We start from the raw sequence: 18,626 nt of genomic DNA, 5'->3' as shown, positions 1-18,626 counted from the left end.
TGCCCCCTGGAACCGCAGAGTTTTCCTGACAGAACGTACAGTCCTGATGACACAAAAGAAATCGTCATCGCGCCATTTTCGGCTTTGATCACGTCAAAATCCGAAACCGCGTGCGGATTTCAGCGTCCTGAGAAGGTGTCAGGTATTGGGGATGGTGTGTCTCGAGAATGTCTCGGGCACGTTCGCGGGCGATGGTCCAGGCATCTCTTGCCCCGTTCATCTCCCATGTCCGGGGTTCGTCCCGATCCGCCAGCACAGGGTAAAAGTAGTCCCGCTCCATCGCCGCGTAGGTATGTGCGCTGCCCAGGAAGTGACCATCACCCAGGACCGATTGGCAAATGGCCTCATATCCTAGGTTTTCCTCGGTCACCTCGATGCCACGCAAGGCACGATAGGTGTTCGAATGCATCTCGTTGTCGAGGACAAAAGCCTCAAAACTGGCCCCCAACAACGATGCTGTCATCCCTGAACTTTCATAAATCAGGTTTCCACCCGCCAGCGCGGCAGCGAGCGAAGTGATCCCCTTTTCAGCCCCGTACTGGGCATCGATGGCCTTTGCGTCTGTCATCGAGGCCGCGACCCCAGATGGCAATCCAAGCCAGTTGATGATCTGCGCTGAGGCCGCATTTAGAATTGCGGTTTCTCCACTGCCGCCTGCAAAAGCCCCGGTCCTTAAATCAACGATGAACGGCCAGTTTGAAAACACCATCGGAAAGCCGGGTTTGATCGTGTTGACCATCACGAGGCTTGCCAAGGTCTCGGCCAACGACTGCGCCAAGAACCCAGCAAGTGTTGCGGGTGCGGTAGCCCCAGCCTGCGCCGCAGTGATGCATGACATCGGGATGTTGTGTTCGATGCACTCATAGACGACTGCTACGGCGTCCTCGCCGTAGCGAAGCGGAGAAATGACCGGGCTGATATGCGCTTTCATAAACGGGCGCTTTGAGAACTCTCCCGGGCCTCCGGCAACGATGTCCAATAGGTCAACGATGGGAGCCACGTGTTCGGCCAGCGTAAAGGACGTGGCAATTGGTTTTGTAGTATTCCGAACCAGCGCGTAGACCGTGTTCACATCCAGATCCATGACATCCCGCACATCCGTGGCGACGCAGCACCGCGTGAACCAACTGACATTGGTCAGCACATCCTGAAGGCGCGTGAAGTCATGCAGGTCGGTCAGCGTTGCGGGGCGATACAGGCCCGAATCCAAATCCAGCGTCTGAACCGCAGCCCCACCGGTGCCAAAGTAGACACGATCCCCGCCGATCTCGATTGACCGGCTTTCGTCCCGTCCATGCAAAACAAAGCTTTTGGCTGCAAGCCCGATTGTGTTTTCAACAAGGGATCGCGGAAACAACACCCTGTCTTGATCACCTTGACTTACACCTGCAGCCAACAGATCGGCGCGCAGCCGTTCTGGCACTTCGCCCATGCCAAGATTTTCAAGCAGTTTTAGGGCTGTGTCATAGATCTGCTCGATTTCTGTCTCCGCCAACGGGGCGAAGGATCCACCGGCTTGCCCCGGCGCGCAGGGGTCTATCTCGGGCTTGGCAGCACGCTGGGCCATACGGGCGCGCCTGCCACTCCTCCTGTTGCCTTCCGACGACATTTCCGGTCTCTCCTGCGCCACTGATGACCGCACATTAGATGTGACACGACCGAACCGACAAAAGCTCAGATGCGGTTTTCGAAATCTGAAACCACAGTTTCGATTTTTCAAAACTGGCAATTGTCGCGTTGCCGGTGAATGCAATTTCTCCCCAAGAATTGAGCCAAGCCTCAGGGAGCATGTTCGATGAAGTCGCGCACAAAGGTTGTTGTCATCGGTGGGGGAATTGCCGGGTGTTCGACACTGTACCACCTGACCCACGAAGGGTGGTCGGACGTTGTTCTGGTCGAGCGGAATGAGCTGACATCCGGAACCACATGGCACTCGGCCGCCCAGGTGACCAATTTCGGCATGAACCAGACAATGGTGGGGCTGAAATCCCACTCAATCCGGTTGTACAAAGAGCTCGCAGACGACCCGGACTATCCGATCAACTACCATCATGGTGACGGTGGAATTCGCCTGGCCAACACAGACGCACAGATGCAGGGTTACCATCATTTTGCATCCATGGCGCGCGGGATGGATGTGCATTTTGAAGTGATTGATGCCCAGGAATGCGCGCGGCGGCATCCGCTGATTTCCACAGAAAACCTCATCGGCGGGCTGTGGGACCCGCTGGACGGTGATATCGATCCTGCACAATTGTGCCAGGCTCTTGCGCGGCGCGCACGCAAAGCCGGGGCAGAAGTCTACCGAAACACGCCGGTGACGGGGTTGCGACAGCACCGCGACTATACATGGACGGTGCAGACCGAACATGGCGATATTGACTGCGATATCGTCGTCAATGCCTGCGGCTATCGCGTCAACGAGGTGGGCGCGATGATGGGGGTTCACCATCCCGTCGTGTCAATGGAGCATCAGTATTTTCTGACCGAGGAGATCGCGGCCATTCGGGATGCGGGGCATCGCATGCCCCTGCTCAGGTGCCCGATCAGCGACTACTATTGCCGCCAAGAAAAGAACGGACTTCTGGTCGGGTTTTATGAACAGGACTGCAAAACCTGGGGATTGGATGGTATTGATCCAAACTTTGTGAACGCCTTGTGCCCGGACGATCTGGACCGCGTGACCGACGTATTGGAGGGCGCGTTCGCCCGTATGCCAGCCCTGATGGAGGTCGGCATTCACACCGTTGTCAACGGACCCATCACCTATACGATTGATGGGGCACCGTTGGTTGGCCCCATACCCGGAAAGCGAAATGCGTTTTGTATCATCGGGTTGCGCGCGGGTTTGGGCGAAGGCGGCGGCCATGGCTGGCTGCTGGCCCAGCAGATCGTGCATGGCGAGGCATGTTACGATACATGGTGCCTGGACCCCCGTCGGTTCACAGGACATGCCAATGTCGAACTCACGGCGCTCAAGGCCATCGAAGACTACCAGAACGAATTTCGATTTCATTTCCCGCATGAACATCGCCCGGCCGGGCGCCCGGCGAAAACGACGCCCCTCACACCCGTCCTTGCTGCAAAAGGTGCCGCGTTCGCGGTCGTAAACGGATGGGAACGCGTTGAGTATGTCAAACCCCATCCGGACTTTTCACCCACTCACAGTTTCGGTTTTGACGAAGCTTTCGACATCGTCGCGTCAGAAGTGAAAAACGTCCAGACAAACGTGGGATTGGCCGAGGTCAACGGGTTCAATCGGATCGAGATCACTGGTTCAGATCGCCATGGTTTTCTGGATCGTCTCTTCTGCGGCGCAGTCACGAAGAAAGACGGTCGGGTGGGTCTTGGCTATCTGCTAAACGACCACGGTATGATCAAGGCGGAGGCAACAGTCGCTAACCTGCCAGCCAGTGATCGCGGCCCTGCGCGCGTCTGGTATGGCTCTGCGGCGGCAAGTGAATTCCACGATATGGACTGGCTGAAACAGCATATTCGGGCAGACGAGGACGTACAGCTTCGCAGCCTGACGAATGATCAGACGATTCTTGTTCTGGCTGGCCCCAATGCCCGAAAGGTGCTGGAATCCTGTGCACGCGATGATTGGTCCGGCACTGCCTTTCCCTGGTTGAGCGTGCGCGAGTGTTTCGTCGGCATCGCGCCCGCCACTGTTATGAGCGTGAGCTTTTCAGGCGAGCTTGCTTACGAAATTCACGTACCTAACGCCTCCCTCTATGCGGCTTATCTGGCCTTGGAGAGCGCTGGCAAACCATATGGCATGAAGTTGTTCGGTGCACGGGCTGTTGAGTCCATGAGGCTGGAAAAAGGATATCTGCATTGGAAATCCGATCTGATCACGGAATATGACCCCTACGAAACCGGGTTGGATCGGTTTGTGAAAGCCGACAAGGCGGATTTTGTGGGGCGCCAAGCACTACTGGCTCGGCAGGCAGATGGGCCGCGAAGACGGTTGGTGACGCTGACTGTGGACGCACAGCATGCCCCGGCGCATCCAGGGGCGTCCCTAATGCTGGGTGAGGCTGTGATTGGGACCGTCACATCCGGCGATTGGGGCCACAGGACCGGCCTGAATCTTGCCTACGCGTTTTTGGACGCATCTGTGGACGCTGAAACCTCCGAAATGGAGGTCGACATGTGTGGGCAACGCATCGCGGCACGGGTTATCCCCCAATCCCCATACGATCCAGATCTCTGCAGGGTTCGTAGCTGATCCTCTCACCCAGGTTCTTCGCAACCGCCCAACGGTTTCTGCCCAGAAAATCCGGGCCGTCTGTGGGTCTTGGCTCGGATTTCTCAAAAAATCATTGCCGAACGGCAGATTCTTTGTTTCGATTTTCTCGAAGCTATCAAGAACCACAGGAACTGCGCGCTTGCAAAAATCTCTGAGCCTCCGCTGGCTGGAAGTGTTCCAGCTGATTGCAAAGTCCGGGTCTATTCAACGGGTCGCGTCCGAAACCGGCCTCTCGATCAGCACTGTGTCCAATCATTTGCGCAGTCTGGAAAACGCGCTTGGCGTCGAACTGGTGGATCATGGGCGCCGCCCCATGGGGTTGACGCCTGCGGGCGAAGTCTTTTCCCGATATGTACGCGAGGGGCTCACGGTTTTGAAGCGTGGAGAGGCCGAGATCAGATCCGGCAACTGGAAACATGCGACAGAACTGCGGCTAGCCTTGATCGATGATTTTGACAATCAGGTCGCGCCGGAATTGTTCCGGTTCCTCTCGCACGCCCTGCCGAGATGCAACTTTCGCCACTTCACCCGGCCCAGTCACGAGATCATTGCCAAGCTCCAGGAACACAAAGTGGATGCAGGCGTCGCCACGCGACCTGTCGGTACGACGAACGGCCTGGTCGAGTTTCCGCTGATGCGAGACCCGTTTATCGTAATTCTTCCAAAAAGCTTTGAGGGAAAGGTCGAAGACGTCCTGAAGCCAGACGCTGATCTCCCGTTTCTAAGGTATTCACGGGACTACACAATCGGCAAACAGATAGAAATTCAACTGACCCGCAGCAAGTTCAGCCTGCCAAACCGATTTGAGCTGGAATGCAATCAGTCGATTGTCGGCCTGGTCGCAGAGGGGAGCGGTTGGGCCGTCACCACGGTCGCCAGCCTGCAGCGTGCGCAACGGTTTCACAACAGCGTCAAAGCGATGCCCTTTCCGGGAAGAAACTTTGTGCGCACCGTTTCCCTGTTCACAACCGACGTCTACCCGACCTCGACATCTCTTCTTATTCATAAGGTCCTCAGCAAGCTGATACAGAACAAGCTCTGCAATCCTATGAGCGCAAAGTTCCCCTGGCTGGACAAGGACTTCAGAACTCTGCCCAGCGGTTTCACCTGACACGCGCGAATATCCGGGGCTGGTTTCACCCACACTTCCAACAGCTTTGTGTGAAACGCGGTTTCGTGCCACACTCATCGAGTGACGGACCCCGGGAACGCAGCATGACAAAGCCCCAACTCAAAGGCTGGAACCACATCCCAGATGTGCCGATCAAAGTATCGCCGTTTTTCTCTTGGCCACTCAGACCGGTCGAGATGCTGCGCTGGGTTTTGGACTCTTGGCTGTTGATATCGGAAAAGCTGATTGTCTTGGGCATCTCCTGCGCCTGTTACATTTGGTTCAGCCCATCACTGGAAGAGACCAGATCGCTGGAGCTCGGCTGGATTGCGCAGATTTACGTGCGGAATTTTCTGCTGATCTTCGCAATCGCAGGGTTGCTGCATTTGTGGTTCTACAAATACTCCCTGCAGGGCAATCGTCTCAAGTATGATCCCCGCCCCCTGATGGTCAAAGGCAAGCAATTCACACTGGGCGGTCAGATCAGGGACAACATGTTCTGGACGCTCGGATCAGGGGTATTCTTTTGGTCTGCCTACGAAGCGTTGATGTTCTGGGCTTTGGCGAACGGCTACGTTCCACTGGTGACATGGGCGGCGCATCCGATTTGGTTCGTCGCGATATTTCTTTTGATACCGCTTTGGGAAAGTCTCTATTTTTACTGGATTCACCGCCTGATCCATATCCCGTTTCTCTATCGACACGTTCACTCGGTTCACCATCGCAACATCAATGTCGGCCCGTGGTCGGGGTTGTCGATGCACCCGGCAGAGCATGCGATCTACTTGGGCTCGGTTTTGATACATTTTCTGGTCGGCGCGCACCCGCTGCATATCATATTCCATTTGCAGTATTACGCGCTGACGGCCGTCACCACGCATACCGGGTTCCAGGGCCTCGTGGTCAAAGACAAGAACCGCCTGGCGCTGGGAACCTTCCACCACCAGATGCATCACCGGTACTTTGAGTGCAACTATGGCTCACTCGAGGTGCCGTGGGACAAGTGGTTCGGATCGTTTCACGATGGCACTGTTGAGGCCAACGAGCGTATTCAGGCACGTCGCAAGGCGCTGCAGAAGGGCGACCGGCAATAGGGAGATTGTTTGTAGCCGGCCCCGCGCACTACCGCATCACACGCGCGATCAAACAAACCTGTTTACATAGTTTTCCAGTATTTCCTGCCGCCCGGACCGCGGTTCCGGATTGATGGATTCCGCCAAAACGCGTGCGGAAATACCCTCAAGATCCGACGCCAACATCGTCTGCGCCTCTGGTGTCGTCCAATCGGCGTAGCGCTTGGCCAACTCGGATTCCAAACTCCCATCTTCCATCATGGCGGCGGCGGCCTTCAGACCTCTGGCACAAATGTCCATGCCTCCAACATGCGCGGCAACGAGGTCTTGGGCATCAATGGATTGTCTGCGAATTTTAGCGTCAAAATTCGTGCCCCCCGTGGTGAACCCCCCGGACTTCAGGATGTAATAATATGCCAGCGCGACTTCGGGTGTGTTGTTCGGAAACTGATCTGTGTCCCACCCCGACTGATAGTCGTTTCGGTTCATGTCGATGGACCCAAGCATGCCCTCAGCCGCAGCAACCGCAATCTCGTGTTCAAAACTGTGACCGGCCAGGATCGCATGCCCCTGTTCGAGGTTCAGCTTGATCTCGTCCTCCAGCCCGTACTTTCTGAGGAACCCGATACAGGTTACTGCGTCGTAGTCATATTGGTGCTTGGACGGCTCCTGAGGTTTGGGTTCGACCAGGATGGTGCCCTTGAAACCGATCTTGTGCTTGTACTCGACCACCATGTTCAGAAACCGACCCATATGGTCGAGTTCGGTATTCAGATCTGTATTGAGCAGCGTCTCATACCCTTCGCGCCCGCCCCACAGGACATAGTTCTCGCCGCCCAGTTTATGCGTTGCGTCGATGCAGGATTTGACCGTCGCTGCGGCAAAGGCAAAGACATCCGGGTCAGGGTTCGTGCTGGCCCCGGACATCCAACGGCGGTGGCTGAACATGTTGGCTGTGCCCCACAGCAGTTTGGTTCCTACCACTTGCATCTTTTCACCGATGTAATCGGTGATTTCTTCCAAGGTCCGCAGGTTGTCGGCAAAATTTCCCTGCTCGGGCCTGACATCCGCATCATGCCAACAGAAATAGGGCTGGCCCAAAATCTCGAACATCTCGAACGCGATGTCTGCCTTTATCCGCGCGCGACCCATGTCATCCTGCGGATGCCAAGGTCGTTCAAAGGTCGGACCACCAAACGGATCGCCCCCTTCCCACGCAAACGAATGCCACCAGGCCACGGCGAACCGCAGATGATCCTCCATCCGTTTGCCCATGACAATCTCGTCCGGGTTGTAGTGGCGGAATGCCAGCGGGTTTTGAGTGTCCGCGCCTTCGTATTGGACCCGTTCGATCCCTTCGAAAAATCCGCTTTTCATGCCCGCCCCTTTAGTCTGACTTTTGCTCTGGCGTTTTGCCCAGGATGATCATCGACAGCAGATCGTCATCGGTCACGTCGGCAATATCCACCGTGCCGACGAGTTTTCCGTTCTTCATGACCGATGCGCGATCACACAACTCCATCACCGCATGCACATCATGATCGATCAGGAAAATCCCAATCCCCTGGGCCTTAAGTTGGTGGATCAAATCTGCCACCATCTGCGTCTCATGTGGGCCCAGTGCGGCTGTCGGCTCGTCCATGATCAGGATTCGCGCGTTGAAATACACCGCCCGTGCGATGGCCACCGATTGCCGCTGTCCACCGGACAGGGCTGACACGGGTTCGTTGAACTTCTGGAAATTGGGATTCAACTGCGCCATGATCTTGCGGCACTCCGCCTCCATGGCCGCATCGTTGACCAGCCCAAAAGGTGTGGTCATCTCGCGCCCCAGGAAAAGGTTCGACGTCGCATCCAGATTGTCCGCCAGCGCAAGCGTCTGATAAATCGTTTCGATGTTGTTGGCGCGGGCATCACGAGGGTTGCTGATCTCGACCGGTTTTCCGTCAATCGAGATTTCGCCGTGATCCATTTGATACGCGCCCGACAAGACCTTGATCAGCGTCGATTTCCCTGCCCCGTTATGTCCGAGCAATCCGACAACTTCACCGGGGTAGAGATCGACTGAAACGTGATCCACGGCCTTGATACCGCCGAAAGAAATCGAGATGTCTCGCATATCGACCAGCGGAGGCGCGCCTGAACCACGGCCTGTAGCCGGGGGTGCGGTTTGAGTTTCCTGAACTTGCATTACTTCGCCCCCAATCGCTTGCGATAGACGATGTCGATATAGACAGCCAGCACCAGAACGCTGCCGACAACGATGTTTTGGAACGGCGCATCCACGCCCACCATGGCCATGCCCGATTGCAGCGCCTGCATGATCAGCGCCCCAAGGATCGCGCCATAGATGGTCCCCAGACCGCCGGACAGAGCCGTGCCACCGATGACCGCTGCGGCGATCACCCGCAGCTCGTCCAGCGTACCGATATCATTCGAGTGGTTGGCCAGACGGGCCGAGGCCACAACAGCCGACAGGGCACATAGGAATCCCATCAGGGCAAAAATCTTTACGGTCATCATGCGGGTGTTGATACCCGACAGCTCGGCCGCATCTGGGTTGCCGCCCGTCGCAAAGATGTAGCGTCCAAACCGGGTTTTCCGGGCCACGACGGTCAACGTCACAGCGACAAGGATCAGGATCAGGACCGAAATCGGGATGCCGTACCCCACAATCAGACCTTCCGGCATGGTTTCACCGCGCGCCTCGAACATACGCTCCAACCGTCGGGTAGGGATCGCGTAGCTGTTGACAATGAAGACATAGCCCATGATCGCGATACCGATGATTGCGGCCAAAGTGGCTTCAGCCCAAACTGGTTTCACCGGAAACCCGTGCGCAGCTTTGGACCGGCGACCGCTCCACAAAGCCCAAACCGCCGCAGCAGTGGCGGCGAACCCGAACAACAGGCTTGTCGTAGTGCCGAGCGTTCCGTTGGTCCCACCGAACATCAGGAATGTGCTGTCCAGCGGTCCGATCGTCTGTCCGTCTGTCAGGTACCAAGCGACGTTGCGCCAAACCAGAAAGCCGCCCAGTGTTACGATGAACGCGGGAATGGTCAGATATCCAATCATCCATCCCTGAAATGCGCCTATTAGGGTTCCGACAAAAAGCCCCACGACCAATGTGATCGCCCATGTTGCCGGGTTGTTTAGACCCATACCCAGTACATTTGGCAGCAGCTCAGTCTGAGTCATGGCCATAATGGCGGATGTTGTTGCCAAAAGGGCCCCGACCGAAAGGTCGATGTGGCGCATCACGATGATGAACACCATACCACACGCCATGATGGCAACAGACACCGTCTGGATCGACAGATTGAACAGGTTCCGGGGCGTGAGAAACCGACCATCCGTGAAAATGTTGAACCCGATGCACAGAATGACAAAGGCGCCGATCATACCCAATAGCCGCATGTCCAACTCAAGCTGTTGGAACAGGTTCTGTTTTGCTTTTTGAGGTATCGGCTGAGACGAAGTTTCGGTCATTTCCGATCTTCCATTTTCAGCTGTGATCCCTGGCCCATTCGCACAGGCCAGGGAATATGAGGTTTAGTTACAGGGCGCGGGGCCGTTTTCGACACCTTGGCACAGGTCTTCCAGCGGGATCCATCCGGCATCCACAACAACGGACAGGTTGTCCTTGGTGATTGGCACAGGCGCCAGGAAGACCGAGGTCATCTCGGTGCCGCCAGGCGAGGTCCAGCTTACCGCACCTTCAACGTCGGCGGGGTTCGTTCCGTTGCTAAGCGCAACCGCGATCTCACCGGCGGCTTTGCCCAATTCGCGCGCGTCTTTCCAGACAGAAACCGTCTGCGTACCCTGTGCAACGCGGTTCAGTGCAGCATGATCGCCATCCTGACCGGACACTGGAATGCCTTCCATGCCCTGCGCCGTGAGCGCTGCAACGACGCCGCCCGCGGTCCCGTCATTGGATGCAACCACCGCATCCACGTTGTTCTCGTTCGCCGTCAAGATCTGTTCCATGTTCCGCTGCGCATTGGCTGGCAGCCAACCATCGGTGTAGGCCTCGCCAACAATAACGACATCGCCACTGTCCACCGCAGCCTGAATGATCTCCTGTTGACCACCGCGCAGGAAGTCCGCATTCGGGTCAGTTGGCGACCCCTTGATCATCACATAGTTGCCTTTGGGCATCGCACCAAAAACCGCACGGGCCTGCATCCGTCCAACTTCGACATTGTCGAATGTCAGGTAGAACGCGCGGTCATCTTCGATCAGACGGTCATACGCGATGACCGGGATACCTTCGTCGGCAGCTGCTTGTACGGCTGGCCCAATGGCCTGCGCGTCCTGAGCAAGAATGATCAGGGCGTCGACACCCTGTGCGATCAGGCTTTCAATGTCCGACAGCTGTTTTGCGGACGAAGACTGAGCATCCGCCGACACGTATTCTGCGCCACCTGCGTCCAACGCGGACTTGATTGCCGCTTCGTCTGTTTTCCAACGTTCTTCCTGAAAGTTGGACCAGCTCACACCGACTGTCGGCTCTGCGAATGCAACTGAACCCATCATTGCAACCACAGCTGACAAGCTGAGAATTCGTTTCATGTTTTCCTCCCAAGTAGTGAGCCGTCATATTCTGATTCGCGGCCCTCATATTTTTGACTACCATATTTATTTCAGTGGGTAAAATATTTACTCTATTAGAAGCGTCAAAAACCCAATAAGTTACCAACACGACGAGATTCGCGAGGATAAGATGCTGAAAAGCAATACTTCTCCAAATACGATGGACCAAAGAAACGCCACTCGCTTGCGCGTGTTGGAACATATTCGGCGTACAGGGACGATTTCGCGAATCGATATTGCCAGTGCGCTAAAAACCAGCCCGGCAACCATCACGGCGGCCACTGCAGACCTTTTGTCGGCCGGGCTGATCAAGGAGATCGAAGGCCACACTTCATCCAAATCTGCAAAAAGAGGCAGACCCCGTGTGCTACTTCAATTGCACGGAAGCTCCTATCTGGTGGCGGGCCTCAAGGTTGCGCGCCACGTCGTGTCCGTCATCTTGGTGGATTTTGAAGGCCAAGAAATTGCGTCATGCAAATACCCCCTGGAAGATGCGCGCATGGCGCCCGACGCCTTTGTATCGTGTATCCGCCAAGCGTTGGAGCACGCCTGCAAGACGGTCGGTGCAGCCATCGAAGATCTTTCGGGTGTTTCAATTGGTATCGCGGGTCTTGTCGATGCAAAACGAAACTTCGTGCACTGGTCATCCTCGATTACCGAGCGAAACGTAGATTTGAGCCCGCTCCTGTCCAGGGCACTCCCCTGCCACGCTTTCATCGAAAATGACGCCAATCTTGTGGCCAAAGCCGAGCAGCTTTTTGGTCTGGGCAGGGGGCTAAAGAACTTTCTGGTTGTCACCATTGAGCACGGAATTGGTCTCGGGATCGTGCTTGACGGGAAGCTTTATCGCGGCGAACGCGGATGCGGCGCGGAATTTGGTCATCTCAAGGTTCAACTCGACGGGGCATTATGCCAATGCGGCCAGCGCGGTTGTCTGGAGGCTTATGTCGGCGAGTACGCCCTGATCCGAGAGGCAACTGTGGCTGGCCACAGCACCGAACCAACAACGGTTTCTGATATCCACAGCAGCGCCCGAGCGGGTGATGCCCGCGCGATATCTGTCCTTGCGCGGGCCGGACAAATGTTCGGTATGGGCCTGTCCAACCTGATCAATCTTTTTGACCCGGAATGTATCATTCTTTCTGGCACGCAAGTCAGCTTTGAACACTTATGTTCAGACGAAGTTATGGCCCGCATCCGCAACGGGATCGTCAGCGTAGACGCGCCGTTGCCGGAAATCAAAGTACACCATTGGGGGGACTCCATGTGGGCCAAGGGGGCGGCCGCCTACGGGATCGAACAGGTCTCGATCCTGAAGGTCAGGGAATTAGCCACAAATGCGTCTTGAAGCCATCGCTTTTTTCTTGCTTGCCGCGCCGACCTGGGCGGAACCTCAAGTTCCGGTTTTTCAACGCATCGATTCCCCGGGCCATATGTATGATGGCGGTTGGGAACACTTCGTCGGCGGCGGCGTAGCGGTATTCGACTGTAATGGAGATGACCTGCCCGAGTTGTTTCTGGCCGGCGGCGAAAACCCTTCGCAGCTGCTATGGAACACCTCCGAGGACACGGTATCATTTGAACCTCGCACCCCCGAACCGTTAACAATAACTGGTGTGACCGGCGCCTATCCAATCGATATCGACGGCGACGGTATGCTGGATCTGGCCATTTTGCGCGTGGGCCAAGACCTTTTGATGCAAGGCCAGCCAAACTGCGCGTTCCATCCTTTCACCGGCCTTGACTTCAGCTCTGAGGATCACTGGACCACTGGTTTCACGGCAACCTGGGAGGATGATCAGGATTTGCCAACTTTGGCGTTTGGAACCTATGTAGATCGGTTCGACCCCAAGGGTCCTTTTGAAACCTGCGGGCCGACGCTTTTGTATCGGCCAGAAGGCAAGACCTACCCTACCCCAAGACACCTGGTACCAGGTCATTGCTCCTTGTCCGTCCTGTTTTCGGACTGGTCACGTACGGGTCGCGCCGATCTAAGGGTCAGCAATGACCGGCACTACTATGTGCGAGACGGCCAGGAACAGCTATGGGCCATGGAGCCCCTCCCTCGGCTTTATGCTCAGGATGAAGGCTGGCTGCCTTATTCAATCTGGGGCATGGGGATCGCATCGCGCGACATAACAGGCGATGGATTTCCTGAAGTCTACCTGACGTCGATGGGAGATCAGAAGTTTCAGGTGTTTGATCCCGCCGCCAGCGGTCCGACCTGGCGAGACGCGACATACGAGCGCGGCACAACTGCGCATCGCCCACATATTGGCAGCGATGGCAGGCCTTCAACTGGCTGGCATGCACAATTCGGTGACGTTAACAACGACGGCCTAGACGATATCTTCGTCGCAAAGGGAAATGTCGAACAAATGCCGGATGCCGCTATGGATGACCCCAACAGCTTGCTTGTACAAACAGATGATGGACCTTTTTGGGAAGCTTCGGCCGAATCTGGAGTCGCTTCGATGGCAAAATCACGCGGGGCTGCGTTGGCGGATTTGAACAATGACGGCTGGTTAGATCTGGTGGTTGTAAATCGCGGTTCAAACGTCGAAATCTATCAAAATCAGGCCATTGCAGGGAATTGGCTGTTGGTCGATCTGACACAGACCCAACCAAACAAGTTTGCCATCGGCAGTTTTATTGAGGTCAAGACTTCTCAGGGTATACAAACCCGCGAAGTCACAATTGGCGGTGGACATGCCGGGGGCATTGCAGGATTTCATCATTTCGGATTGGGCATGGATGACTCAGTCAAACTGAGGGTGATTTGGCCCGACGGTGAAACCAGCGATTGGCAGACAGCCGGCGCTAATCAGATCGTACGCCTGAACCGCTAGCTATTGGTCAACCGGCAGGCCGCTTGGCACGGTATCGGGAACGCCAAGGCGCACCGCGGGGTCTTCCAGACTGTCTAGAAAGGCGAGGATTGCGTTAACCTCGCTGTCGATGAGGCGAATGGGCTCCAATTTGTTCGCAGCCGCGATGTCTTGGGAGCCGGGTTCAGTACCCAGATCACCTGCACCCGGAAACTCTGGCAGCGTTGCCAATTCGACCGTGTACGACCGCAGCGCGTCCAATGGGGACAAGTGATGCCGCACGACATCTTCTAAACTGGTGTAAGCGCCATTGTGGCCGTAGGGTGCCGTGAGCGTCACGTTGCGCAGCGACGGGGTGCGAAACGCAAATGCGTCCTCGGCTTGCCCGGTTACTCTCAAACGCCCGTCGTCCCGCGCGTGACTTTCAAAACGGGCCGCTTTTCCGGGGCCGATCTGCGGCATCGCAATTGCGTGAAACCCGTGGTCCGTCTGGAACCACCCGGAATGGCAGGTGCCGCACCCGGCCTTGCCATAAAAGAGCTGCAAACCCATCTGTGCTTGTTCGGGCAGCTCACTTTCGCCCCGCATCGCCCGATCAAACGGGCTGTTATCCGCCCGCCATTCAAAGGCAATGAAGTCCGCGATGGCATTTGCGATGGCGGTGAACGAGATTTCGGACCCCGGCTCAATGTCAGCGAACCGGCGCCTGTACTCGGGGATGGCCGCCACACGCTCTGCAATAAGATCCCAGGCTCCGCCGTCCTGCGTCAGCAAACCCAGTCGGACAGCTCGGCTTACATCGTTTTCAGAATAGTGCCCGGCCATTTCATCCGGGGATAGCACCGGAAACATGGCCTGTGCGGCCAATGCCGATTTGAACCCTTGCCTCATATGGGTGCCCAGCGGGGTTCGGATACCGTTTGGACGTGTCGGATCGGTTTCCAGACGTCCGTCATGAAAGAAAGTCGTGAACTCATGCGCTCCAAGGTTCCAGAGACCAGGCGAATTGCGCGGAATACGTTGTTCAGGAAGGTTGTCTGGGTCCAGGATACGTGAGGGCCCCAAGCCAATTCCGCCTTCGCCGATCCCCAGAGACAGGCCATCAGAGGTTCCAAGATCGGGGTGATGGCACGTGGCGCAACTGATGTTCCGGTTGCCCGATAGAATAGGGTCGTAAAACAGCAATTGTCCCAATTCGGCGCTATCGAAATCCGGTTCAACGAACTCGGGTCTGGGGCCAAGATCCAAGGCGAATGCGCTGCATCCCATCACGGTCAAGACACCTGTTGCCAGTAACCGCCTCATCCCGCGCCCTCGATTGCTTCAAGTGTCAGCGTTTGATGATACGGTTTTTCGGGCGTGCACAGAACAGATGGAAATACTGGGATATTGACTGCGTTTGGATAGCCCGAAGGCTCGATACACAAACCCGCGCCTGCTCCAAAGGGTGCGCTCAAATGGCCACCTGCATAGACCTGCGCGCCTGGTTGATCTGAATAAACAGCAATCGCACAGCCGGATGGGGCGGCAAGTTGCGCAACCGGTTGCTGAGGGTCCCGATCTGGATCAAACACAAAGTAATGGTCAATGTCTCCGGAAACCACACCAACCGCGCGTCCTTCACGAAAATCCAAACGGCCGTTTCCTACATCAACCAAACGACCCGAGGGAACCCCCTGCCCGTCCAATTCAAGTCGTTGGCGCGCGGCCAGTTTCAGATGGTGGTCCAGGACCGAGGCTCCGTCGCCCAACGAATAGTAATTGTGCTGGGCTATGCTTACCGGTGTCGGCCGGTCCGGGACCGCCGAAATTGTGTAGGTGAGCCGCGGTTCCTCCAGGCTGACGCGCACTTCAAATCGAACGCGCCCCGGAAATCCGTTGTCTCCATCAGGCGAGATCACTGAGAGGACCGCTTCGCGCCCCGACACTTGCGTAATGCGCCAGTTGACGCGGGACAGTCCCGACACACCCCCATGCAGCGTATTGCGACCTTCATTTGCACTGAGCTCGAAACGCGTGCCCCCAATCGTGAACGCCGCACCACCTATCCGGTTGGCGACACGGCCAACGATAGCCCCGAGATAGTTCCTATCATTCAAATAGTCTTGCGGGTTGTCATATCCCAGGATCAAGGGCGTCTCATTGAACCACCACCCGCGTGTGATCGCCCCACAGCTCAAAAGGGAAACGCGCATGCTGCCGTCTTGCAGAGCAACCTCTTCGATGCTCGAAGCTTGGGGCGCGGCCATAATCATCTGGGTACCAATGGCGCGAGTGCCAGGTAGTATTCCCGGTATCGTTGATACTCCGCGTCATACGCCGCCAGAAGATCTGATCGGGGTTCAATGCCTTCGGCGATATCCGGCGGCACCATAACGTCGTTCGGGTCGACACCAGTGGCCGCACATTGAGCAAGCCGTGCAGCCCCAATCGCAGCACCAAGCTCGCTGCCGGCAGGCAAGGACAGCGGAACGTCCAACACTGTCGCGAGCGTTTGCAACCAGTACCTCGACCTCGCACCCCCTCCAACAGCCACCAGGTTGGTGACTTCTGTTCCAGTCCTCTTCAATGCTTCCAGGCAATCCCGCATGCCAAAGGCCACGCCCTCCATAACGGATTGTGTGAGGTCGGTCGGTTCGGACGAAATATCAATTCCTAGAAATGCGCCCCGGATCGCGCTGTCATTATGTGGCGTCCGTTCACCCGAAAAGTACGGCAGGAAAGTGATGGAGGACGGGCCTTCGACGCGATCCGGCATACCCGCAGCCAAAGCCTCTGCGGATTGGCCCAGATTCCGAGACAGCCAGTTCAGGCTGTTCGTTGCTGACAGGATGACCCCCATTTGTATCCAGCGCTTTGGCACGGCATGGCAAAAACAATGCACGGCGGTTTCCGGTGCCGGCGCGTAACTGTCCTTGCCAACCAAAAGAACACCCGACGTTCCCAACGACAGAAAGCCCGACCCCTCATGGATGCGACCGATCCCACACGCTGCCGCCGCGTTATCGCCAGCTCCACCGGCGACCACGACAGACCCGGTAACACCCCACTCGCGTGACAATTCGGACCTTAGCTCTCCGCCCGGCGCGCTACCTTCGACCAATTCCGGCATCTGATCGGGCGTCATATGGCTCAGATCCAGCGCCTTTTTTGACCATTCCCGTCGTCCAACATCCAACCAAGAGGTTCCGGCGCTGTCGGACATGTCGCTGATGAATTCGCCGGTCAGCCAATACCGCAGGTAGTCTTTGGGCAGCAACACCTTGGCCGTTTCGGCAAACACATCCGGTTCATGCGCGCGCACCCATTCAAGCTTGGGCGCAGTAAACCCCGGAAAGACGATATTGCCCGAAATGTCCCGCATCTCTGGCATTGCGTCGAGTGCCCTCGCCTCTTTTGCGGACCTCGTATCGTTCCACATGATGCAAGGCCGCAAAACACCGCCATCAGCATCCAGTAACGTGGCCCCGTGCATATGCCCGCTCAGGCCAATGCCCTGCAGAGAAGAAAACGCGTTTTGATTTTGTGAACGCAACTGCGCTGCGACCTGCTGGCAGGCCACGATCCAGTCTTGGGGCGATTGCTCGGACCACCCGGGTTTGGGTGTCGCAGTAGAGATAGCCGCCTCCGCCTCGCAAATAACGCGGCCATCCTCATCCACCAGGATCCCCCTAAGCCCAGATGTTCCCAAATCCAGTCCGAGATACACTCCCACACTCCCGTTTATTATTTTAGTTGGTAAAATTATTTGACGACGCCGTTTTGTCAACTGAAGTTTCCGTGCGGCACAGTCTCAAGGAATGACGGAGAAACCGATGTTCCGAGTGTAATCCCAAACAGACCCGTTTGCCCTGTTTGGGACACCAAAGCCTCAGTCGTAGCATCGCGACAGAATGAAAGCACTGCATACATCCGTTGGGTCTTGAAAAAGCGCGCGCTCCCGCACGTACAGGAAGACCTCTCTTGTGTCAGGTAAATCCAGTATGGGGCGAAACGCGGTGCTGTCGGGGATAAACCGCGTTACGGTTTGCGGCAGAACAGTCGCCCACTGGCCAGTCTGAACCAGCGTGATCAGGGAATGTGTATTGTGAATGGTGATTTCAGATCGGTTCAACACAGGTTTGAACTGTGTCGTCTGAATCATCTCACAGAGTGTATTTCGGACAAAGGGAAAGGCTTGCAAGTCAGAGATCCTTGGCGGGTCCAATCTGATCATGAGCGGGTGATCAGATGCAGCGACCAAGCCAAAACGATCCTTGAACAACGGAACAATTCGAACACCCTTTAGCGGATGATGGCCGGACGCAATACCGATGTCTGCCTTGTCTTCCGCAACGGCATCCAAGACCTGCTGCGTATCCGTATCGCGCAACTCAATCTTCAGGCCTGGGAATTGAGACGTCATATGCTCCAGCAAAGCCGGGAATATCAAAGCACCGACAGACGGAACTGACACGACTCGAATAAGCCCGTGTTCGGCATGCGCTGCGGCCTCAATGTTCTGAACACTCTGATCGAACTGACGTACTTGTTTAAGCGCAAGGTCAAACACCTGTCGGCCCAAAGGCGAAAGATGGGTTTTTCTTTCGCCCTCAAACAGCTTTTTACCCAGATGATCTTCCAACTGCTTCAACGTCATCGACACGGCAGATTGCGTGCGACCCAGACGGTCAGCGGCTTCTGCCAAGTTGCCTGTCTGGGCAACCGTGCAAAAGCACCGCAACATTTCGATCTTGATGGACATGTTTCAGTTTTCCTGAAATTCGGTT

14 protein-coding genes are annotated in these 18,626 nt (G+C 56.3%); 5 read left to right on the top strand and 9 right to left on the bottom strand.

Going from position 1 to position 18,626, the window contains the following annotated elements; translation table 11 throughout:
* Positions 1-88 precede the first annotated feature (88 nt).
* Positions 89-1,609 (bottom strand): trimethylamine methyltransferase family protein, encoded by a 1,521-nt coding sequence (locus ACR3ES_RS08160; protein ID WP_170435814.1) that lies wholly within the window; start codon positions 1,607-1,609, stop codon positions 89-91.
* A 186-nt stretch (positions 1,610-1,795) separates the two neighbouring features.
* Between ACR3ES_RS08160 and ACR3ES_RS08155 the strand changes: the two genes are divergently transcribed.
* The 3 genes from ACR3ES_RS08155 (at position 1,796) to ACR3ES_RS08145 (ending at position 6,457) form a co-directional block, all read left to right on the top strand.
* Positions 1,796-4,231: a GcvT family protein gene (locus ACR3ES_RS08155; protein ID WP_170435816.1), complete on the top strand. Its 2,436-nt coding sequence runs from the start codon at positions 1,796-1,798 to the stop codon at positions 4,229-4,231.
* Positions 4,232-4,391: 160 nt separating this feature from the next.
* Positions 4,392-5,363: a LysR family transcriptional regulator gene (locus ACR3ES_RS08150; protein ID WP_170435818.1), complete on the top strand. Its 972-nt coding sequence runs from the start codon at positions 4,392-4,394 to the stop codon at positions 5,361-5,363.
* Between the two features lie 104 nt (positions 5,364-5,467).
* Positions 5,468-6,457: a sterol desaturase family protein gene (locus ACR3ES_RS08145; RefSeq protein WP_170435820.1), complete on the top strand. Its 990-nt coding sequence runs from the start codon at positions 5,468-5,470 to the stop codon at positions 6,455-6,457.
* 48 nt (positions 6,458-6,505) lie between these two features.
* On the opposite strand, the gene xylA is transcribed toward ACR3ES_RS08145, so the two are convergent.
* The 4 genes from xylA to xylF form a co-directional block, all read right to left on the bottom strand.
* Positions 6,506-7,813: a xylose isomerase gene (gene xylA, locus ACR3ES_RS08140; protein WP_170435822.1), complete on the bottom strand. Its 1,308-nt coding sequence runs from the start codon at positions 7,811-7,813 to the stop codon at positions 6,506-6,508.
* A gap of 10 nt (positions 7,814-7,823) precedes the next feature.
* Entirely contained in the window at positions 7,824-8,627 is an 804-nt protein-coding gene (locus ACR3ES_RS08135) for an ATP-binding cassette domain-containing protein (RefSeq protein WP_170435824.1), read from the bottom strand.
* The gene (locus tag ACR3ES_RS08130) at positions 8,627-9,925 is read right to left on the bottom strand and encodes a sugar ABC transporter permease (protein ID WP_480425181.1); all 1,299 of its coding nucleotides are present in this window, start codon (positions 9,923-9,925) and stop codon (positions 8,627-8,629) included. The genes ACR3ES_RS08135 and ACR3ES_RS08130 overlap by 1 nt, the downstream gene beginning before the upstream one ends.
* A 63-nt stretch (positions 9,926-9,988) precedes the next feature.
* Complete coding sequence (gene xylF, locus ACR3ES_RS08125; RefSeq protein WP_170435827.1) at positions 9,989-11,008, bottom strand: D-xylose ABC transporter substrate-binding protein; 1,020 nt, start codon at positions 11,006-11,008, stop codon at positions 9,989-9,991.
* 151 nt (positions 11,009-11,159) lie between these two features.
* On the opposite strand from xylF, the gene ACR3ES_RS08120 reads away from it, so the two are divergent.
* Entirely contained in the window at positions 11,160-12,377 is a 1,218-nt protein-coding gene (locus tag ACR3ES_RS08120) for an ROK family transcriptional regulator (RefSeq protein WP_170435829.1), read from the top strand.
* Positions 12,367-13,878, top strand: a complete 1,512-nt coding sequence (locus ACR3ES_RS08115) for a CRTAC1 family protein (protein WP_480425179.1) — start codon at positions 12,367-12,369, stop codon at positions 13,876-13,878. The genes ACR3ES_RS08120 and ACR3ES_RS08115 overlap by 11 nt, the downstream gene beginning before the upstream one ends.
* Here the strand turns inward: ACR3ES_RS08115 and ACR3ES_RS08110 are convergent, their stop codons facing one another.
* The 4 genes from ACR3ES_RS08110 to ACR3ES_RS08095 form a co-directional block, all read right to left on the bottom strand.
* Positions 13,879-15,162 (bottom strand): cytochrome c peroxidase, encoded by a 1,284-nt coding sequence (locus tag ACR3ES_RS08110; RefSeq protein WP_170435833.1) that lies wholly within the window; start codon positions 15,160-15,162, stop codon positions 13,879-13,881.
* A complete protein-coding gene (locus ACR3ES_RS08105) occupies positions 15,159-16,106 on the bottom strand; it encodes an aldose epimerase family protein (protein ID WP_480425178.1) in 948 nt (315 codons plus the stop codon). Before ACR3ES_RS08105 ends, ACR3ES_RS08110 begins: the two co-directional genes overlap by 4 nt.
* Before the next feature lie 2 nt (positions 16,107-16,108).
* Positions 16,109-17,566: a xylulokinase gene (gene xylB, locus ACR3ES_RS08100; RefSeq protein WP_170435837.1), complete on the bottom strand. Its 1,458-nt coding sequence runs from the start codon at positions 17,564-17,566 to the stop codon at positions 16,109-16,111.
* Between the two features lie 162 nt (positions 17,567-17,728).
* On the bottom strand, positions 17,729-18,601 hold the full coding sequence (locus ACR3ES_RS08095) for a LysR family transcriptional regulator (RefSeq protein WP_480425176.1): 873 nt from the start codon (positions 18,599-18,601) through the stop codon (positions 17,729-17,731).
* Between the last annotated feature and the right edge of the window lie 25 nt (positions 18,602-18,626).

Source organism: Ruegeria sp. B1, from assembly GCF_056535885.1.
The sequence above is the reverse complement of the archived record's forward strand: the minus strand, read 5'-3'. Positions and strand labels throughout refer to the sequence as shown.